The organism is Streptomyces sp. RerS4 (assembly GCF_023515955.1).
GTDB lineage: Bacteria > Actinomycetota > Actinomycetes > Streptomycetales > Streptomycetaceae > Streptomyces.
Window position 1 is genome coordinate 3,139,015 of record NZ_CP097322.1, and the last position, 17,136, is coordinate 3,156,150.

General features: G+C 73.9%; 18 protein-coding genes and 1 pseudogene. 7 read left to right on the forward strand and 12 right to left on the reverse strand.

Annotation, left to right across the window (positions count from 1 at the left end; genetic code table 11):
* Positions 1-3: 3 nt before the first annotated feature.
* The 9 genes and pseudogenes from M4D82_RS14305 to M4D82_RS14345 all read right to left on the reverse strand — a co-directional run bounded on the left by M4D82_RS14305 (position 4) and on the right by M4D82_RS14345 (position 11,523).
* Positions 4-1,146: a GNAT family N-acetyltransferase gene (locus M4D82_RS14305; protein WP_249766413.1), complete on the reverse strand. Its 1,143-nt coding sequence runs from the start codon at positions 1,144-1,146 to the stop codon at positions 4-6.
* Complete coding sequence (locus M4D82_RS14310) at positions 1,143-1,961, reverse strand: YveK family protein (protein ID WP_249766414.1); 819 nt, start codon at positions 1,959-1,961, stop codon at positions 1,143-1,145. Before M4D82_RS14310 ends, M4D82_RS14305 begins: the two co-directional genes overlap by 4 nt.
* A 101-nt stretch (positions 1,962-2,062) precedes the next feature.
* The gene (locus M4D82_RS14315) at positions 2,063-3,292 is read right to left on the reverse strand and encodes a glycosyltransferase (RefSeq protein WP_249766415.1); all 1,230 of its coding nucleotides are present in this window, start codon (positions 3,290-3,292) and stop codon (positions 2,063-2,065) included.
* Positions 3,289-4,065: a polysaccharide deacetylase family protein gene (locus M4D82_RS14320; protein ID WP_249766416.1), complete on the reverse strand. Its 777-nt coding sequence runs from the start codon at positions 4,063-4,065 to the stop codon at positions 3,289-3,291. The genes M4D82_RS14315 and M4D82_RS14320 overlap by 4 nt, the downstream gene beginning before the upstream one ends.
* On the reverse strand, positions 4,055-5,758 hold the full coding sequence (gene murJ / locus M4D82_RS14325) for a murein biosynthesis integral membrane protein MurJ (RefSeq protein WP_249766417.1): 1,704 nt from the start codon (positions 5,756-5,758) through the stop codon (positions 4,055-4,057). The genes M4D82_RS14320 and murJ overlap by 11 nt, the downstream gene beginning before the upstream one ends.
* Positions 5,759-6,214: 456 nt before the next feature.
* Complete coding sequence (locus tag M4D82_RS14330; RefSeq protein ID WP_249766418.1) at positions 6,215-7,570, reverse strand: O-antigen ligase family protein; 1,356 nt, start codon at positions 7,568-7,570, stop codon at positions 6,215-6,217.
* Positions 7,571-7,572: 2 nt separating this feature from the next.
* Positions 7,573-9,085 (reverse strand): annotated as a pseudogene (locus tag M4D82_RS14335) (exopolysaccharide biosynthesis polyprenyl glycosylphosphotransferase).
* Positions 9,082-10,290 carry a glycosyltransferase gene (locus M4D82_RS14340; protein WP_249766419.1) on the reverse strand — a complete coding sequence of 403 codons (1,209 nt, stop codon included), beginning with the start codon at positions 10,288-10,290 and terminating at the stop codon, positions 9,082-9,084. Before M4D82_RS14340 ends, M4D82_RS14335 begins: the two are co-directional and overlap by 4 nt.
* 18 nt (positions 10,291-10,308) lie before the next feature.
* On the reverse strand, positions 10,309-11,523 hold the full coding sequence (locus M4D82_RS14345) for a DUF3344 domain-containing protein (RefSeq protein WP_249766420.1): 1,215 nt from the start codon (positions 11,521-11,523) through the stop codon (positions 10,309-10,311).
* 101 nt (positions 11,524-11,624) lie between these two features.
* On the opposite strand from M4D82_RS14345, the gene M4D82_RS14350 reads away from it, so the two are divergent.
* From M4D82_RS14350 to M4D82_RS14375, 6 genes are all read left to right on the forward strand, one after another.
* A complete protein-coding gene (locus M4D82_RS14350) occupies positions 11,625-11,873 on the forward strand; it encodes a chaplin (RefSeq protein WP_249766421.1) in 249 nt (82 codons plus the stop codon).
* A 119-nt stretch (positions 11,874-11,992) separates the two neighbouring features.
* Complete coding sequence (locus M4D82_RS14355) at positions 11,993-12,403, forward strand: rodlin (RefSeq protein ID WP_249766422.1); 411 nt, start codon at positions 11,993-11,995, stop codon at positions 12,401-12,403.
* Positions 12,404-12,609: 206 nt separating this feature from the next.
* Positions 12,610-12,843 (forward strand): chaplin, encoded by a 234-nt coding sequence (locus M4D82_RS14360; RefSeq protein WP_249766423.1) that lies wholly within the window; start codon positions 12,610-12,612, stop codon positions 12,841-12,843.
* 121 nt (positions 12,844-12,964) lie between these two features.
* The gene (locus M4D82_RS14365; RefSeq protein ID WP_249766424.1) at positions 12,965-13,876 is read left to right on the forward strand and encodes a chaplin; all 912 of its coding nucleotides are present in this window, start codon (positions 12,965-12,967) and stop codon (positions 13,874-13,876) included.
* A gap of 49 nt (positions 13,877-13,925) precedes the next feature.
* Complete coding sequence (locus M4D82_RS14370) at positions 13,926-14,069, forward strand: hypothetical protein (RefSeq protein ID WP_249766425.1); 144 nt, start codon at positions 13,926-13,928, stop codon at positions 14,067-14,069.
* 178 nt (positions 14,070-14,247) lie between these two features.
* Positions 14,248-14,595 (forward strand): hypothetical protein, encoded by a 348-nt coding sequence (locus M4D82_RS14375; RefSeq protein ID WP_249766426.1) that lies wholly within the window; start codon positions 14,248-14,250, stop codon positions 14,593-14,595.
* 79 nt (positions 14,596-14,674) lie between these two features.
* On the opposite strand, the gene M4D82_RS14380 is transcribed toward M4D82_RS14375, so the two are convergent.
* Together M4D82_RS14380 and M4D82_RS14385 are read right to left on the reverse strand one after the other, a co-directional pair.
* Positions 14,675-14,917: a chaplin gene (locus M4D82_RS14380; RefSeq protein WP_249766427.1), complete on the reverse strand. Its 243-nt coding sequence runs from the start codon at positions 14,915-14,917 to the stop codon at positions 14,675-14,677.
* Positions 14,918-15,079: 162 nt separating this feature from the next.
* Entirely contained in the window at positions 15,080-15,613 is a 534-nt protein-coding gene (locus M4D82_RS14385) for a hypothetical protein (protein ID WP_249766428.1), read from the reverse strand.
* Positions 15,614-15,895: 282 nt separating this feature from the next.
* Between M4D82_RS14385 and M4D82_RS14390 the strand changes: the two genes are divergently transcribed.
* Entirely contained in the window at positions 15,896-16,309 is a 414-nt protein-coding gene (locus M4D82_RS14390) for a rodlin (RefSeq protein ID WP_249766429.1), read from the forward strand.
* Between the two features lie 139 nt (positions 16,310-16,448).
* Here the strand turns inward: M4D82_RS14390 and M4D82_RS14395 are convergent, their stop codons facing one another.
* The gene (locus M4D82_RS14395; RefSeq protein ID WP_249766430.1) at positions 16,449-17,081 is read right to left on the reverse strand and encodes a vitamin K epoxide reductase family protein; all 633 of its coding nucleotides are present in this window, start codon (positions 17,079-17,081) and stop codon (positions 16,449-16,451) included.
* Positions 17,082-17,136: the final 55 nt, after the last annotated feature.

A 17,136-nucleotide genomic window follows, 5' to 3' on the forward strand; every position in this document is an offset into this window, starting at 1 on the left:
GAGTCATCGCACCCGCAGTTCGTTCAGCCGCGCCCGCCAGTCCCTGGCGGCCGGCAGCGCCTCGCGCAACGCGTCCACCGCCCGCTCGCGCCCCGTGATCTGCGACTCGTGCAGTCGCATCAGGGGCGCGAGCGCGTGCGTGGCCAGCAGCAGCCGCCGGTTGACGACCGTCACGGGCCGCCAGTGGTTCTTGTACGGCTCGTTGCCGCGCAGGAAACTCACCACGCCCCGGCCCTCCGCGAGGGCCCGACCCGCCTCGTAGCGCAGCAGCAGCGTGGCGATGTCCACCTTGCGGCCGCGCAGCTCCGGGTCGGCCCCGTACAGGTAGCCGCCGCTCAGGGCGGCCGACAGCAGCGTGACGTTGGCCGCCACGACCTTCCCGTCGAGCCGGAACTCCGTCAGCCGGCCCTCCCCGGCCCGCACCATGCGGCGGGTGGCCCGGGTGAGGTGCTCGGCGAAACGGGGTCGCAGGTGCTCGGGGGTGACCCCGCGTCCGCGCCACTGCTTCTCGTGCAGGCGCAGCAGGGTCCGTACGGCCCGGGGCACCTCCTGCTCGGTGACCTCGTGCTCCTCGATCCCGGCGGCGTCGGTCTTGCGCAGCTTGGCCCGCACCCGCTGGGCGCCGGAGGCGGGCATCCGCTTGACGAGTTCCTCGAAGGGGAGGGCGGGCAGTTCCATGCAGGTGGAGTCGGCCAGCTTGGCGCGCGCGCCGGGCCAGGCCTCGTACAGCGCCTCGGCGGCGGCCCCGGGTCGTACCTCGCGCAGGTCGACGACGGCGCCCCGGGCGGCCCGGTGCAGCCCGCGCGCCAGGGCGGGCAGGACCTGGTCGGCGTACCCGTCGGCGACGAGCACGTCGAAGTAGTCGGTGATCGGGCCGCCGAGCGGCACCAGCCGGGGCAGCGGCCGGTGGACGAGCATCAGCGGTGCCACGCCGACGAGTTCCCGCCCGCGCCGCACCAGCAGCAGGCGCAGCCGGCCCTCCTTGCCGTAGGACAGCCACCACGAGTGGAGCCAGGCGTGGCTCTGGAAGGGTGTGGCGGTGGAGCAGCCGCGCAGGAGCCGCGTCCACGGCTCCTCCAGCGCGGCGAACTGCCGGGGGTCGCGGCACAGCGTCACCGACAGGGCCCCGGCGGAGCCCCCGCTCATCGCACGGACTCCTTCTCCTTGGTCGAGGCCGGCTCGCCCTGGGCGGGCAGGGACGCGTACTCGCCGACGACGGCACGCTCCCGGACCTCCTGCGGCCTGCGCCGGCCCGGCCTGGCGAGCAGCCACAGGCCGCCGAGGAGGCCGCCCGCGCACAGTCCGACGGCGCCGCTGACGGCGGCGGACGGGGAGGCGGGCTCGGTGGGCGCGACGGCCTGGTTGAAGAGCAGGAGCTGTACGCCGGTGTTCTTGGCGGCCTGGTTGCTGCTCAGGGACAGCGCGTCGGCGACCGCGTTGGCGATGTCGGCGGCCTCGCCGGCGCTGCCGGAGGTGCCGGTGATGGCGATCATCGGGGATTCGGGGGAGGTCTCGGCGCGGACCTGACTGCGCAGCTTGCGGACGTCGATGCCGGCGCGGGGCTGGGCGTAGGCGAGGGTGGAGCTGCTGGTGGCGATGCGGGCGTAGGCCTGGGCGAAGCCGAGGGCGGTGGCCGGTTCGGTGGTGTCGTCGGGGACGGCGACGACGTAGCTGGTGGCGGCGTACTCGGGCGCCTTCAGTACGCCGTACGCGCCGCCGGCGGCGAGGCCCAGCAGGGCGCAGGCGGGCAGCGGCCACCAGGCGGGCGGCGGCAGCAGCCGCCCGCGCCTCCTGCCGGAGCGGTGGTCGGACGACTGACCGAGCCTGCGGCCGGCCTTGCGGTCGGACGCGCGCTCGGCGCTCTTCGGCGCGGCCTTCTTCCGATCGCTCGTCTTGTGGTCGCCCTCCTTCTGATCGCTCGTCGTCGGGTCGTTCTTCGTCGGGTCGGCGGTGTCGGCCATGTGCGGTGCTCGCTTCCTGGGTGGAGGGGAGTGCGTACGTCCCCGACCGGCGCCCGGACCGGGCGGAGGCGGGGCGGTGGGTGCGGGGCGGTGGATGCGGATCAGCCGTTACGGGCGCCCCGTACGGGTGTCGGCGCCCCGGCGTCCGGGGCGGACGCGGGGGCGGGCGTCGGGGCGGGTACGCGGTCCGGCGCCGGGGCGGCGTCCGGGACCGGCCCCGCCTGTGCGAGGGCGTAGACGTCCAGGAGCTGCCGCGCGCTGCGCGCGATGTCGTAGCGCCGTACGACGGGCGGGGGCGGCAGCCGCCGGGCCCCCGCCTCCATCTGCCCGCGCAGCGCCGCGACGAGCTCCGCCGTGCCGGTGCCGATCCGCCGGGCTCCCGGCGCCTGCGCCGCGGGCAGGTCGTCGATGGCGGGGCAGGTCACGTGCAGGACGGGCAGCCCCGCCGCCAGCGCCTCCACCACGGCGAGCCCGAACGCCTCCTCCTTGGACGGGGACACGAAGACGTCCATGGTGGCCAGCAGGGCGGGGATCCCGGCGGTGCGCCCGTCGGCGCTGTCGCCCAGCGGGTCCCGCTCCCCCAGCAGGTGGATGCGGCTCTGCGCGCCCAGCTCGGCGGCGAGCGAACGCAGCGCGGCCCGCTCCGGCCCGTCCCCGGCGAGCAGCAGGTGCGCGCCGGGCAGCGCGGCGACGGCCCGTACGAGGACGTCGAACCGCTTGCCGGGCACCAGTCGGCCCACTCCGCCCACCACGAAGGCCCGTTCGGGCAGTCCGCTGCGGGCGCGGGTGGCGCGGCGTACGCCTTCGTCGAAGCGGAAGCGGGCGGCCTCGATGCCGTTGGGGACGACGTGGACGCGCGCCGGGGGCACGCCCCAGTCGGCCAGTCGGGTGGCGACGGTGTCGGAGACGGCGACGGTGGCCGCGCCGAGCCGTTCGCCGGCCAGGTACAGGGCGCGGACGCCCGCGGTCAGGGGTCGGCCTTCGATCTCGCCGTCGCCGAGGGAGTGTTCGGTGGCGACGACGGTGCGGACGCCCGCGAGGCGGGCGGCGAGGCGCCCGTAGAGGCAGGCGCGGTAGAGGTGGGTGTGGACGAGGTCGTAGCGGCCGCGCCGGATGAAGCCGACGAGCCGGGGCAGCGCGAGCGCGTCGCGGTTGCCGCGCATGCCGAGGTGGACGACGCGGACCCCGTCGGCCCGCAGTCCGTCGGCGACGGGGCCGGGGTTGGTGAGGGTGAGGACGTCGCACCGCATGGGCATGTGCCGCAGCAGGAGGCGTAGTTGTTGCTCGGCGCCGCCGACGCCGAGCCCGGTGATGACGTGCAGGACCTTCACGGCAGGACCACCCGCCGCAGTTCCCGCAGGCGGTGGCGTTCCTGCTTGACGCGCAGCCGGCCGCCGCCGTCGGCCTGGCTGACGTGGGTGCGCGGCAGGGCGTGGGGTCCGGCGAGCCGGCCGGGCGAGATGGCGCAGGCGTAGCCGTAGCCGGCGGCCCGGGTGGCGTCGACGACGCGGGCGTCGAGGTGGCCGTAGGGGTAGCAGAAGCCTTCGGGGAGGGTGCCGGCCAGCTGCCGCAGCAGGTCGCGGCTGCCCCGCAGTTCCTGCTGGAGGACGTCGTCGGGGGCGGCGGTGAGGTCCTGGTGGAGCAGTCCGTGGGAGCCGATCTCCATGCCGGCGGCGGCGACCTCGCGGATCTGTTCGGCGGTGAGGAGGGGTTTGCGGGGGCCGAGCGGGTCCCAGACGTTGTCGACGCCGAGCCGACCGGGCAGGACGAAGAGGGTGGCGGTGCAGCCGTGGCGGCGCAGCAGGGGCAGGGCGCGGGTGAGGAAGTCGGTGTAGCCGTCGTCGAAGGTGAGGCCGACGAGGTCACGGCCCCGCCCGGCGGCGCGGGCGCGCAGGAGTTCGCCGACGGAGACCCCGCGCAGCCCCCGCGCGCGCAGCCACAGCAGCTGGGCTTCGAGGGTGTTCGGGGTGACGGTGATCCCGTACGGATCCTCGGCGGGGTCGGTGAACTCGGCGACGGAGTGGTACATCAGGACCCACGGTGAAGCGGTCCGGCGGGCGGGGCCGGCCACGGCGGCGGGCGCCGTCTCGGTGTCAGCGGACATTGCGGAACCTCTGGGTGAGCTGGGTGAGCCGGCCGACGGCCTGCGTGGCGAGCCGGTCGATCCGGTCGGACAGGGCGATGACTTCCAGGGCCCGTATGGCCATCCCGGTGGCGGCGAACATGGCGGGGACGAGGAGGCAGCCGAGGGCGGCGCTGAGCAGCGGGTCGGGGATCATCGGGCCGGCGAGCCAGCCGGTGCCGCAGGCGGTGGCCGCGGCGACGGCGAGCCGGCCGATGCTGACGGCGACGCGGCGGACGTGGATGGCGATGATGCGCGAGCCGAGGCCGGTGAGGAGGAGGACGGCGGTGGTGGTGATGGCGAGTGCGTTGGCGGCGGCGATGCCGTAGGTGCCCCACCAGCCGACGGCGAGGGCGCCGGCGACGATGTTGACGAGCAGTCCGGCGCCCATCGCGAGCGCGGGGAACCAGGTGGGCCGGGCGGTCGAGAAGAAGGGCCGGGAGAGCGCGCCGACGAGGCAGTGGCCGAGCAGCCCGAGGCCGTAGACGCGCATCGCGGAGGCGGTGACGGCGGTGTCCTCGGCGGTGAAGGCGCCGCGCTCGAAGAGGACCTGGATGATCTGCGGGGCGTAGCCGATGACGAGGGCGCTGCCCATGAGGACGGCGAGCGCGGCGAGCGCGAGGTCCTGCTCGACGCGCCGTCGGGCCTTCTCGCGTTCGCCGGCGGCCATGGCCTGGGCGACGACGGGGAAGGTGACGGTGCAGATCATCAGGGACAGCACCATCGGCATCTGCGCGACCTTCTGCGCGTAGTTGAGGTGCGAGATGGCGCCGGGGGACAGCGATGCGGCGAGGAACCGTTCGACGAGGACCTGTGACTGCCGGAAGACGGCGAAGAAGATGACGGGCGCGATGAGGCCGAAGGCGATGAGGGTGGGCCGGTCCCGGTCGCGTTGGCTGCGGGGGGCGCGGCGGGCGCGGGCGGGTCCGAAGCCGACGTTGCGGATGAAGGCCGGGAGTTGGACGAGGACCATCAGCAGCCCGCCGGCGGCGACGCCCGCGGCTGCGGCGCGGACCCCCCACAGGCTGTGGAGGGTGACGATCGTCGCGATGATGCCGATGTTGTACGAGACGTAGATCGCGGCGGGTGGCAGGAAGGAGCGGTGGGCGCGCAGGGCGGCGCTGAAGTATCCGGCGATGCCGAAGGTGACGACGGTCAGGGCGGTCAGGCGGGTGCACTGGACGGCGAGTTCGGGATCGGGCAGTCCGGGTGCGAGGACGCCGACGACGAGCGGCGCTGCCATGACGAGGATCGAGGCGACGGCGGCGAGGAACACGGCGAGCCGGGGCAGGGTCGCCCCGACGAGGAGGCGTACGGGGTCCCGGTCGCGGGCCTCCTTGCGGGTGAGCCCGGCGCGGCCGGCGGCCCGGCGGGCCAGGGCGTGGCTGAAGGCGGGCACCATCAGCAGGGCCATGGCGTCCTCGATGAGGAGCGTCGAGGCCATCTCGGGGACGGTCCAGGCGATCAGGAAGGCGTCGCTGTCGTGTCCGGCGCCGAAGAGGTGGGCGATGGTCTGGTCGCGCACGAGTCCCAGTACGGCGCCGGCCGCCGTCAGTGCGGCGGTGACGGCGGCGGCCTTGGCGAGGAACCGCCCGAGCGGGGCCGGCGCGCCGGCGCCGCCGTCGGGCGGCTCGCCGCCGGGCCCGCCCGGTCCGGACCGGCGACGGGCACGCACGGGCGGGGTGTCCACGCGGACGCCGCCCCCGACGACGGGCCGCCGCCCCCGCCCGGCAACGCGCCCGCCCCTCCGAACCACGAGGGACGCCGGAACGGGTGTAGGAACGGACGCCGGACCGGACACCGGGACGGACACGGGAGCGGACGCCAGAACGGGCGCGGGAATGGACGCCGGGACGGACACCGGACCGGACACCGGAACCGACGCCGGACCGGACACCGGAACCGACGCCGGACCGGACACCGGGACGGACGCGGGAACAGGCGCCGCGACGGGCGCCCGCGCGGGCCCCGCCTCGGCGGCGGCCCGATCCACCGAAGCCGCCCGATCCACCGCACCGGCCCGGTCCACCGCACCACGGTCCCCGGACGGTGTGGCGGCGCCGCCGGCGGCCCGCGGCCGCGGCGACATCGGTCGCCGCGGCCGCGGGCCGCCGCCAAGGGGTCGTGTCCGTCACCGGACCGCCGGCCTGTCGGCGGCGGCCCCGGGCAGCCCGGAGGCCGCCGGGAGGGCCCACCAGGCCGCGAGTCCGATGATCACTCCGGTCAGGACGGTGGAGGGGCCGCCGATGTCCGCGTAGAGGAAGTCGGTCAGCTGCCACACGAGCAGGCCCGTCGCGATCAGTCCGCAGTCCCGCGTCCCCCGACCCGTCGCGTACCGGCGCAGGCCCGCGACCAGCAGGGCCAGCCAGCCGCCGGCCAGGGCGAGCAGCCCGATGAGGCCCTGCTCGCTGAGGATGAGCAGGTACATGTTGTGCGGGGACAGCAGCGGCTGCTTGATGTAGCCCTGGCCGGCCCCGGCGGTGTCGCTGCCGGAGGACAGGCCGAGCGAGGAGTGGCCGTCGCGGTGGGCGGGGAAGCCCTTGAGGCCCACCCCGACCGCCGGCCGCTCCCGCCACATCGACTCGGCGGCGGCCCACATCGTGTACCGGTCGGTGACCGACTGGTCGGGGGCGCTGGAGACCTGGGTGATCGACGTCAACCGCTCCGCGACCATGTCGGAGCCGACGCCGAGTCCGCCCACCAGCACCACCCCGGCGGCGGCCAGCGCCACCAGCACCTTCAGGGCCCGGCGGATCCCGGCCATCGCCATCACGAGCACGGCCGCGCCGACGGTGGCGATCCACGCGCCCCGGCTGAAGGACAGCACCAGCGGCACCACCAGTACCAGCGCGCACACCCCGGCCGTCCGCCGGACCCGCCGCGACAGGCCGGGGGCGAGGGCGGCGGCCGTCGCGACGACGAGCCCGTACGCGACCACCGTGGCCATGCCCATGACGTCACCGGGGCCGAAGGTCCCCACGGCGCGGATGTCCTCGCCCTGGTAGGAGGCTCCGGTGTGGGTGGCGTACTGCACGACGCCGACGGCGCCCTGTACCAGCGCGAGCACGACGAAGCAGCCGGCGGCCAACCGGAACGCGCGCGCGTCCGGCACCAGCAGCACCACGGCTGCCGGGACGAGGACGAAGACCTGGAGGTAGCGCACGAACCCGGGCAGGGCGGCGTACGGGTCCCCGGCGGTCATCGTCGCCACCGCGAGCCCCACGGCCGGCGCGCCGAGCACCAGCACCCCGAGCGGGCCCAGCGGCCGGACCCGGCCCCGCAGCGCCTGCACGGCGCAGACGAGGACGAGCAGCAGCGAAGCGGCGTCGGCGGGGCCGACCTTGCCGGAGGTGGTGGCGTCGCCGGCGGGAAGGGGGGCGAGGAGGAACAGCACGGTCGCGGCGAGCGGCAGCAGCGGCCAGTGCCGGCGCAGCGCGCCCGCGAGGTCCGGCAGCCGGGGGGCGGAGGTGGATGCGGCGAGGCTCATGCTCAGCTGCCCCCCAGCCGGAAGCGGAAGAAGGAGGCGGCGGTCCGGGCGAGGATCCACAGGTCCTGCCACAGCGACCAGGTGTCGATGTAGTGGTTGTCGAAGCGGGCCCGGTCCTCGATGGAGGTGTCCCCGCGCAGTCCGTTGATCTGGGCGAGTCCGGTGATGCCGACGGGCATCCGGTGGCGGGCCTCGTAGCCGGGGTGGACGCTGGCGAACTTCGCGACGAAGAACGGCCGTTCGGGGCGCGGACCGACCAGGCTCATGTCACCCCGGACGACGTTCCACAGCTGCGGCAGCTCGTCGAGGGAGGACTTGCGCAGGAAGGAGCCGACGGGGCTCATGCGCCGGTCGCCGGCCACCGTCCAGCGGGTGGCGGACTCGTGCGCGTCGGCGCGCAGGGTGCGGAACTTGAGCAGGGTGAAGGGGCGCCCGTAGAGGCCGACGCGCTCCTGACGGAAGATCACGCCGGGGCCGTCGGCGAGCCGTACGGCGAGGGCGCAGGCGGCCATGACGGGGGCGGCGGCGAGCAGGGCGATCGCGGCGAGGACCGAGTCGATGATCCGCTTGGCGCACCGCTCCAGGGGGCGGGCGGGTCGGGGCAGCAGCGGCTGGACGGCGTACCCCCACAGCTGGTCGGCGGGCTGCGCCACGCGCATGCCGGTGACCTTGGCGGTCCCGGCGGGGTCGGCGAGCCAGAGCCGGCAGCCGTGGTCGTGGAACAGCCGGACCAGGGAGGCGGTGCGTTCGTCGGCCTCGGGCGGGCGGGTGAAGACGGCGTGCCGGACGGAGTTCTGGATGACGGCGCGGCGGATGTCCTCGTGGGTGGCGAGGACGGGGAGCCCCGCGCCGTCGGCGTCGGGGGCGGCGGTGTCGGCGATCCCGACGGGCCGCAGCCCGTACTCGGGGCGTCCGTGAAGGGCGGCGGACACGGCTCCGGCCCCTTCCCCGGGCCCGACGACGAGGGTGGAGGCGGGCCGCCGGCGGCCGGCGCGGCGGCGCAGGGTGTGCACCAGGCCGCGCGCGGCGCAGCCCAGTACGGTCTGCAGGGCCACGGCGCCGAGCAACGCGCCCCAGGTCAGGGCGGGTCCGACGGGGCTGGTGGCGAGGGCGGCGGCGAGGGCGCACCACAGGACGGCGGCCCGCCCGGCGAGGGTGGGCAGTTCGAGGAGCGCGGAGGGCGAGCCGGGGCCGGTAGAGGCCGGCCTGCGCGTGCAGCGCGACGAGCCCGAGGGCGGCGGGCAGCGCCACCTGCGGGGGTACGGCACCGGCGGCGGGCCAGGCCAGGGGCAGCGCGGCCGCGGTGGCGACGGCGGCCAGCGCGTCGGCGGTCAGCAGCGCGGCGAGGCCGTCGCGGCGGCGGGCCCGCTGGGGCCGGACCGCCGGCCGGGCCTGTTCGGCCCGGGGGCCCCGAGGGGGGTGGATGGCGGTCACGGAACGCCGGACGGCGGTGCTGCCTGCGTGCCCCGTGCCGCCCTGCCCGGTGTGCCGGGCGGCTGCGCTGTCCATCGTCATCGGCTGATGCGCTCCTGGTTCATGGGCCGGGGCCTGCCCAGCAGTTCGTGGTACAGGCCGGTGACCGCGTCCGTGGTCCGCCGCACGTCGAACTCCGTCCTCGCGTGCCGGTGGGCCTGCTCCCCGAGTTCGGTGAGCAGCCGCGGTGCGGCGAGGAGCCGGCCCAGGGCCTTGGCCAGCGCCGTCGGGTCCTCCGGGGGCACGAGGCAGAGCCGTCCCTGGCCGGAGGGCAGGCTCTCCCGCGCACCGCTGACGTCGGAGACCAGGACCGGTCGACCACAGGCCATGGCTTCGAGCGGGGCGAGCGCCATGCCTTCCCACCGCGACGGCAGTACAACGAGATCGGCGGCCCGAAGCCACGGTCGGATGTCGGCGGCGGCTCCCGCGAAGAACACCCCGGGGGGCGCGGCGCGGCGCAGCCGTTCGGTGTCGGGGCCGTCGCCGACGAGGGCCAGGCGGGCGTCGGGGACGGTGGCCAGCACTTCCGGCCAGGCACGGAGCAGGATGTCCTGGCCCTTTTGCGGGCAGAGCCGGCCGACGCAGACGGCGAGCGGCCCCTCACCCCGGAAGGCGGCGGGCAGCGGGAGTTCGGTGCGGGCGGCGGCCCGGTCCTGGTCGGGGTCGGGGTGGCCGGGGCGGAAGTGGCCGAGGTCGACGCCGTTGCGGATGACGGTCCAGTGGGCGGTGATGCCCTCGGTCTCGCCGGCGCGGCGTTCGGACTCGCTGACGCACAGCACGCGGTCGGCCCAGCGGGCGCCGAAGCGCTCCCAGCGCAGGGCGAGGGCGCCGGTGGCGCCGCCGACGGCGTCGAAGGACCAGGCGTGGGGTTGGAACACCGTGGGCAGGGCGCCGCGTACGGCGATCCGTCCGGCGAGGCCGGCCTTCGCGCTGTGGGCGTGCAGCAGGTCGGGGCGGGCGCGGCGGATCAGCCGGGCGGCTCCGGCCACTTCGGCGGGCAGGGCGGGGCCGGGCGAGCGGCCCGCGCGCCAGGGGAGGACCTCGGCGCCGGCGGCGCGGGCGCCGTCGGCGAGGTTCCCGCCGCGCGGGCAGCCGACGAGGACGCGCAGTCCGGCGGCGGCCTGGGCCCGTACGAGGTCGATGACGACGCGGGCCACGCCGCCGTCGACGGGTTGGACCAGGTGGAGGACGGTGAAAGAGGGCGTCGGCGGCGCGTCGTGGGAGGGGGGTGGGGGTTGCGTCGGCACGTGGAGTGACTCCTGCGTTCAGCGGCGCGCGTCTGTCTGAACGAAGAGCACACCGAGGAATTGACCCTGATTTTCGCCGGTGAACCTGAAGTTCAGGCTGCGGGCACCCCCGGACAGCGCGGGAGTCAGATCGAACACGTCCGCGTCATATCCGAGATTGTTCATATGTTCGGGCTGTCGCACGGGTGACGGATTCCCGAATTCCGTGATCGTGGAATTCATAACATCATTAAAAGGATTTTCCGCATCGCTGAGGCTGACCCGGCGCCCGCTGTCGGCGGTCACCGTGAGCGAGTCCCCGAGGGTGCCCCGGTCCCCGTCGTACGCGACCACCCCCGCCCGCCCCGACGCCCCGGCCGGCGCGCCCAGACCCGCGATCTCCACGGTCCCCCCGGCGGCCTGACCGGCCCCCGAGGCCAGCCCTTCGAAGCCGTCCCACACGGAGAGCCGGCGCAGCGGCTCCCGCGCGTGCTCGTAGGCGACGACCAGCGTCCAGCCGCCCCAGGCGCCGACCTCCGAGTGACCCATGGCGATGTTGAGCTGGGCGACGGTCCACATCCCCGCGCCGCCCTTGCGCACGAGCGGGGTGACGTCCGCCGAGGCCTGATAGGCATCGCTGGCCGCGTCACTGCGGTGCCCGATCACGGTGTCGGCGAGCACCTCCTTGTACGCGCCCCCGGGCTCGGCGACCAGCACCCGACCGTTGTCCTCCGGCGGCTTCTGCTCACCCACCCGCAGGTTCCCGCCCCAGTACAGCCGGGCGTAGGACACCTTCGCGCCCTTCGGCACCTTCAGCTCGGCCCGCGTGGAGTTGTAGGTGTCGGGGTCCTTGTCCACCTCGCTGTAGAACATCTCGAACTCGCCGTTGACCCCGGCCGCGCCCGCCTTGACCTCCGCACAGGGCTCCGCCTGCGGTGACTCCTCCCGACGGCAGCTGATCCCGGAGTTGGAGGCCCGCACCAGGCCACCGTGCTGCACCGCCTGGTAACGCTGGGTGAAGGGGACGCGGGTCATTTCCCGCGCGACCACCGGAACCGGATCGGGAGCCGTCGGGGCCGCCGGGGCCGCGGTCGCCGCCGTCGCCGCGGTGGGCAGGTACGCGGAAAGGGTGAGGCAGGACAGCAGGCCGAGAGTGCCGAGGATTCTGCGGGAGGAACCCATGATCCTGTCTCCATTTTCGATCAACGGGACAAAACAGGAGTGCACTTTGTCAGAAATCGGGGTGGAAATCACGCCGGACTCGCTCGTACCGCCTTTTGGGCGATGAAACGCACCCTGACCGTGGGCGGGTCGTTATGCGGAGCACCATCGTTCCCCTCGAAAGGAAAACAGAGATGAAGAAGAGGCTGATGCGCGGCACCACCATGGCGGTCGCGGGCGCGGCGATGCTGATGGGCGGCGCGGGCCTCGCCTCCGCGCAGGGCGGAGCCTCGGCGGACGGCGTCGCGGCCCAGTCCCCCGGCGTCGGGAGCGGCAACCTGGTCCAGGTCCCCGTCCAGGTCCCGGTGAACGTCTGCGGCAACACCGTCAACGTGATCGCGCTGCTCAACCCCGCGTTCGGCAACACCTGCGTGAACGCCTGAACGTCAACCCCGCCGCCCGAAACGGCGGCATCCGGGTGAAGCCACGCAACCCGAGCCGGGGCCGGGCCGTTGATCCGAGTGCTCCAGTACCGGGCGATCCTGCAAAATAAGGGACGATAATGATCAAGAAGTTTGCGGCCGGCGCAGCGGTTGCCGCCTCCGTCGTGGGTCTCGGCGCCGCCATGGCCCCGCAGGCGATGGCCATCGGGAACGACAACGGCGTCAACACCTCCAACGGCAACAACGCCGCGCAGATCTACGGCAACCAGGCCACGTACGGGAACATGAGCCCGCAGATGGCGCTGATCCAGGGCTCCTTCAACAAGCCCTGCATCGCCCTGCCGGCCAAGGCCAACGTGCAGTCCGTGCTCGCGCTCGTCAACGTCGGCGTCCAGGACATCCCGGTCCTGTCCAGCCCGCAGAACCAGCAGTGCACCGAGAACTCCACCCAGGCCAAGGGCGACGAGGCCCTCTCGCACATCCTGGACAACATCCCGATCCTCTCCGGCAACGTCTCCTCCGGCAGCTGATCGCGCACCACGCACGCGAGGCCGTCGCACCCTTGGGTCGCGGCGGCCTCGCCGCGTGCGAGGGCCGGGAATTCCGAATCGAATTAACCGTGACCCACCCTCCTCGGCAATTCACGAAATTACGCGGTTTACGCGGTTTCTTTTTCTCCGACTGCTCGTTGTTCCCTGTGCAGCGGATAGACCTCTGCGGGAAGGAAAGAAAACAAATGAAGCACAAGAAGGCAATGGTGCTGGCCGCGGGCGTGATGATGGCGGCCGGTGTCGCCGCCCCCGCCATGGCCGACGCCGGTGCCCACGGCGTCGCCGCGCACTCCCCGGGCGTCCTCTCCGGCAACCTCGTCCAGGTCCCGGTGCACGTCCCGATCAACGTCTGCGGCAACACCGTCAACGTGATCGCGCTGCTGAACCCCGCGTTCGGCAACACCTGCGTCAACGCCTGACGAAGCGCCTGCGCCCGCAAGGGCAGACCTCCTCGGGTGGCCTCGGAGTGCACGGCGGTGCACTCCGAGGCCACCTTCGATTCAGCCACCGGCCCCCGCGCCGGTAGACAGGGAAGGACCCATGCGACAGGTACTGAGCCGACAGGTACTGGGCAAGGGGGTGCTCACGGCAGCGGCCGCGTCGAGTCTGCTGTCGATCGCGACCGGCGCGGTCCACGCGCAATCCGGGGCGATGGCCGAGGCCTCGCACTCTCCGGGTGTGCTGGCCGGCAACAGCGTCTCGGTACCGGTCACGTTCGCGCCGAACGTGTGCGGCAACAGCGTGGACGGAGGTGCCGCGCTCAACCCCGCGTTCGGCAACACGTGCGCCACCACGTCCGGCTCGGACGTCGACCACGGCTACGAGCGCCACCTGAGCCCCGAGCACGCCGAAGCCATCGGGCGCTACCTCGACGAGCGCCGGGGCGGCGGCCGGCACGCACTGCCCGAGCAGCGCCGCGAGCAGGAGCGGCACTACGAGGCACCGCGGGCGCACGCCCCCCGACACGCGGCGCCCCGCCACGCGGCGCCCCACCACGACGAGCACGGCGACGACTCCCACCGGGGCCGCTACGGCGGCCACGGCGACGAGGAGCGGCAGCCGCAGGGCGACGAGGAGTGCGACGACCACCCGCCGCAGCCCGAGCAGCAGCCCCCGCACGCCGAACACCCGGCCCCGCTGCCGCCGGCACCTCGGCCCGTGGAGGAGCCGCAGCCGCAGCCGCTCCCGGCACCGAACCCGCTGCCCGCGCCCCCGGTCCAGGAGGCGCCGCCGCTGCCCGAGGAGCAGCCCCACCCGCTCCCCGCGCCCGCGCCGGTGACTCCGCAGCCCGCACCGGCTCCGCCGGTCGTGGAGCAGCCCGCGCCGCATCCGCCGCACGGCAGTCAGCCGGTGGAGAAGCCGGCGCCCGCTCCGGAGGTCGACCGTCCGGCCGACCAGCCTCCGGCCGCCCCGGCCGGCGACGTACCGGCGGACCTGCCCCGGCTCCGGTAACGCCCGCTCCGGCGCCCGCCCCGCCGTCGCCCCGCCGCCGGCCGCGGCTGTGGCCCCGGCGCCCGTACCGTCGCTCGCCACGGCGCCGGAGCTCGCCGCGACCGGAGCGGGTGAGTGGGGCGCGATGGCGGCCCTCGCCTCGGCCCTGGTCCTGGGCGGGGCGATCCTGTACCGGCGTTCCGCCGCCGCCTGACCGCAATACCGGTAATCGGAAGAAATATCGGCCGGAGAATCCCTTGTCGGATTCTCCGGCCATTGTCGTGGGCGGCCCGTACGCGTTTCCGTGGCCGCCGGTAATCGTTACGCAGGGCGAAAGCGGCGCGACGGGCGTCGCTGATGCCTCTGCCCACGAAAAGAAGAGGATTTCGATAATGAAGCTGTCCAAGGTCGCCGCTGTCGTCGCCGGCTCCGTGGCCGCCCTCGGTGCCGCGGCCCCCGCCTTCGCCGCCGACGCCCCGGCCGCGATGCCTCCCATGAGCGCGACGGGCGGGCTGACCGAGGTCCTGAACGCCACCGGACCGGTGAGCGAGGCGCTCCCCCAGACGCTGGGCAACGGTCTCGCCGAGCAGAACGAGAACGTCGACAAGGTCCTCGGCACCGTCCAGCGGGTGAACGAGGTCCGCAACAACGTTCCCGGCGAGGTGCTGAGCCTGGCGAACGGAGCCACCCAGGCGTCCCCGATGCTCGGTGGCGTGAAGCTCAACGGCGGCGCGAACTGAGCAGCCGTCACACACGACTGTGGGCGCCACCGGCGAGGCCGGGGCGCCCACAGTCACGTCATGGAGACCGATGCCTACGTCAGTCGTTGACGCAGGGGTTGCCGAACGAGGGGTTCAGAGCACCGATCACGTTCACGGAGTTGCCGCAGACGTTGATCGGAACGTGGACCGGAACCTGGACGGCGTTGCCCGAGAGGACACCGGGGGAACCCACGGCCGCGCCGTTGGCCTCGGAGTCGGCGGACGCGGCACCCGCGGCACCGGCCACTGCGAGACCAGCGGAAGCCAGGGCCACGGCGGCCTTCTTGGCAGCAGAGTTCATGGGAAGTGCACCTTCTCTTCGATGTCCTGCCCCGATTCCGGGGTTCACACCGAGCGAAACGGTCCACCGTCCCGAACGACACGGCCTGTCACTCGATCCGACCTGTTCAGCCCAATAGTCGTAACCTTCCCGGCCCGGCCGACTCCCCGCAGGGCGGCCCGCCTAGCGGGCGGGGACGTCCGGAAGGGCCGGAATCTCCGGCAGGGGGACCTCCGGCACGGCCGGGGTGTCCGGGACCGCCGGGGCCGCGGGGACGGCCGGGGCCGCGGGGACGGCCGGGACGGCCGGTACGGCGGGGGCCGCCGGCGCGGTGGGCAGGCCGGGGATCGCCGGGAGCTCTGGGAGTTCGAGGTCCGGCAGCCCCGGGATCTCGGGCAGCGTGGGCAGGGTGGGCAGGGTGATGGGCGGGAGCGTCACCCCGGCGGGCAGCAGGGCCTGAACGGACTTGAGGACGCCTTCGAGCGTCTTGCCCAGGCTCGCGAGGAGGTCGTCGATCGGGCCGGCCGCGACGCGGCCTTCGGCCTTCTTCTCCTTGATCTCCTCGATCTGCTCGTTCACAGCCGCCACCCGCTTGGTGAGGTCGGCTGCGCGTTCCCCGTCCGCCGCCACCGCGGGAGCGGCGACGCCGGACAGTATGACGACCGCGAGGGCCGACGGGACCAGTACACGGAAGCGGGACGGCTTGGTGCGGTGCATGGGGGATTCCTTCGCGTGGTCGCACAGAAGCGGACCCGAGCGATCCGCCTCCTTACCCACCGTGCGAACACCTCGCACGGAGCGCAACCGGACGGCGACGGCGGCCGGGGCCGTGGTGGCTGCGTACGGGCTTCGCGCACGCGTCCGCAACGGCCTCACCCGCGTTGGGGAAAAGCGCGGGACGAACGGGCCGTTTGAGTGAAGCGGCGCAACCATGCCTCGAACGGCCCGGTTGATCAGGGCGCTCCACTAGCGGGCACTCGTGCGACAAAAGGACCAATGATGTTCAAGAAGATCATGACCGCCGCCGCGGTCTCCGCCGCCGCCGTCGGTGCCGGCGCGGTCGTCGCGACCCCGGCCATGGCCATCGGCAACGACAACGGGGTCAACACGGTCAACGGCAACAACTCCGTCCAGGCCTACGGCAACCAGAAGACCCACGGCTACCAGAGCCCGCAGCTCGGTCTGGTCCAGGGCACCCTGAACAAGCCCTGCATCGGTCTGCCCGCCAAGGTCAACGCCCAGTCGTTGGTGGCGATCATCGCCAACGTCGGCGTCCAGGACATCAACGTCCTGGCCAACCCGCAGAACCAGCAGTGCACCGAGAACTCCACCCAGGCCAAGGGCGACGACTCCCTCTCGCACATCCTGGACAACATCCCGGTCCTGTCGGGCAACGGCTCCGTCGGCAGCTGACCTCCGCTCCCCCCGCCCACCGGTCAGGGCCTCGCTGCCCGTGGAGCGATGACGAGGGCCCCGGCAGCTTCCCGCTGCCGGGGCCCTCGCCCGTTCCGCGCCCGCGCCGGCGTCGGCGCGTCGGCGTCGGCATCGGCGCTCAGCCGGTCCAGAACTCCCACCACCGGGTCAGGATCAGCATGCCGATGATCCCGAGGTGAAGGGCGGGCGGCGCCCAACCGAAGTCGGTGAAGAAGGTCCGCAGCGGGCCCGGGGCGGGCAGGTGCCCGGAGCGGACGTTGTACGCCGTCACCGCCCAGAACATCAGCAGCGTCGCCACCCAGGCCAGGCAGCACCACAGGCACAGGGCGTTGATCTCGTAGAGCGACTCGACCATCAGCCAGGCGCAGAAGCCGGTGCCGAAGAGGGTGCCGGCGTTCAGCCCGAGCCAGAACCAGCCACGGTGACGGGCGCCGGCCAGCAGGCCCGCCCCGACGCAGACCACGACGGCGTAGGCGACGAGACCGAGCATCGGGTTGGGGAAGCCGAAGGCGGCGGCCTGCTCGCTGCGCATGACGCTGCCGCAGGAGACCACGGGGTTGAGACTGCAGGCGGGCTTGAAGTCCGGGTCCTCCAGCAGGAGGAACTTGTCGAGGGTGATCACCCAGGAGGCCAACACCCCGGCGGCGCCGGTGACCACCAGCAGCCAGGCCAGACCCTTGGACGGGGCCGCCTCGGGCCGGGAGCGGGGCCGGACCTGTTGGCGGGGAACGCCCACTGTATTCGTTGCCATGCCGTCCATAGTCCCGCGCACTAGCGCAGACCGGTGCCAACCATGACGATACGGG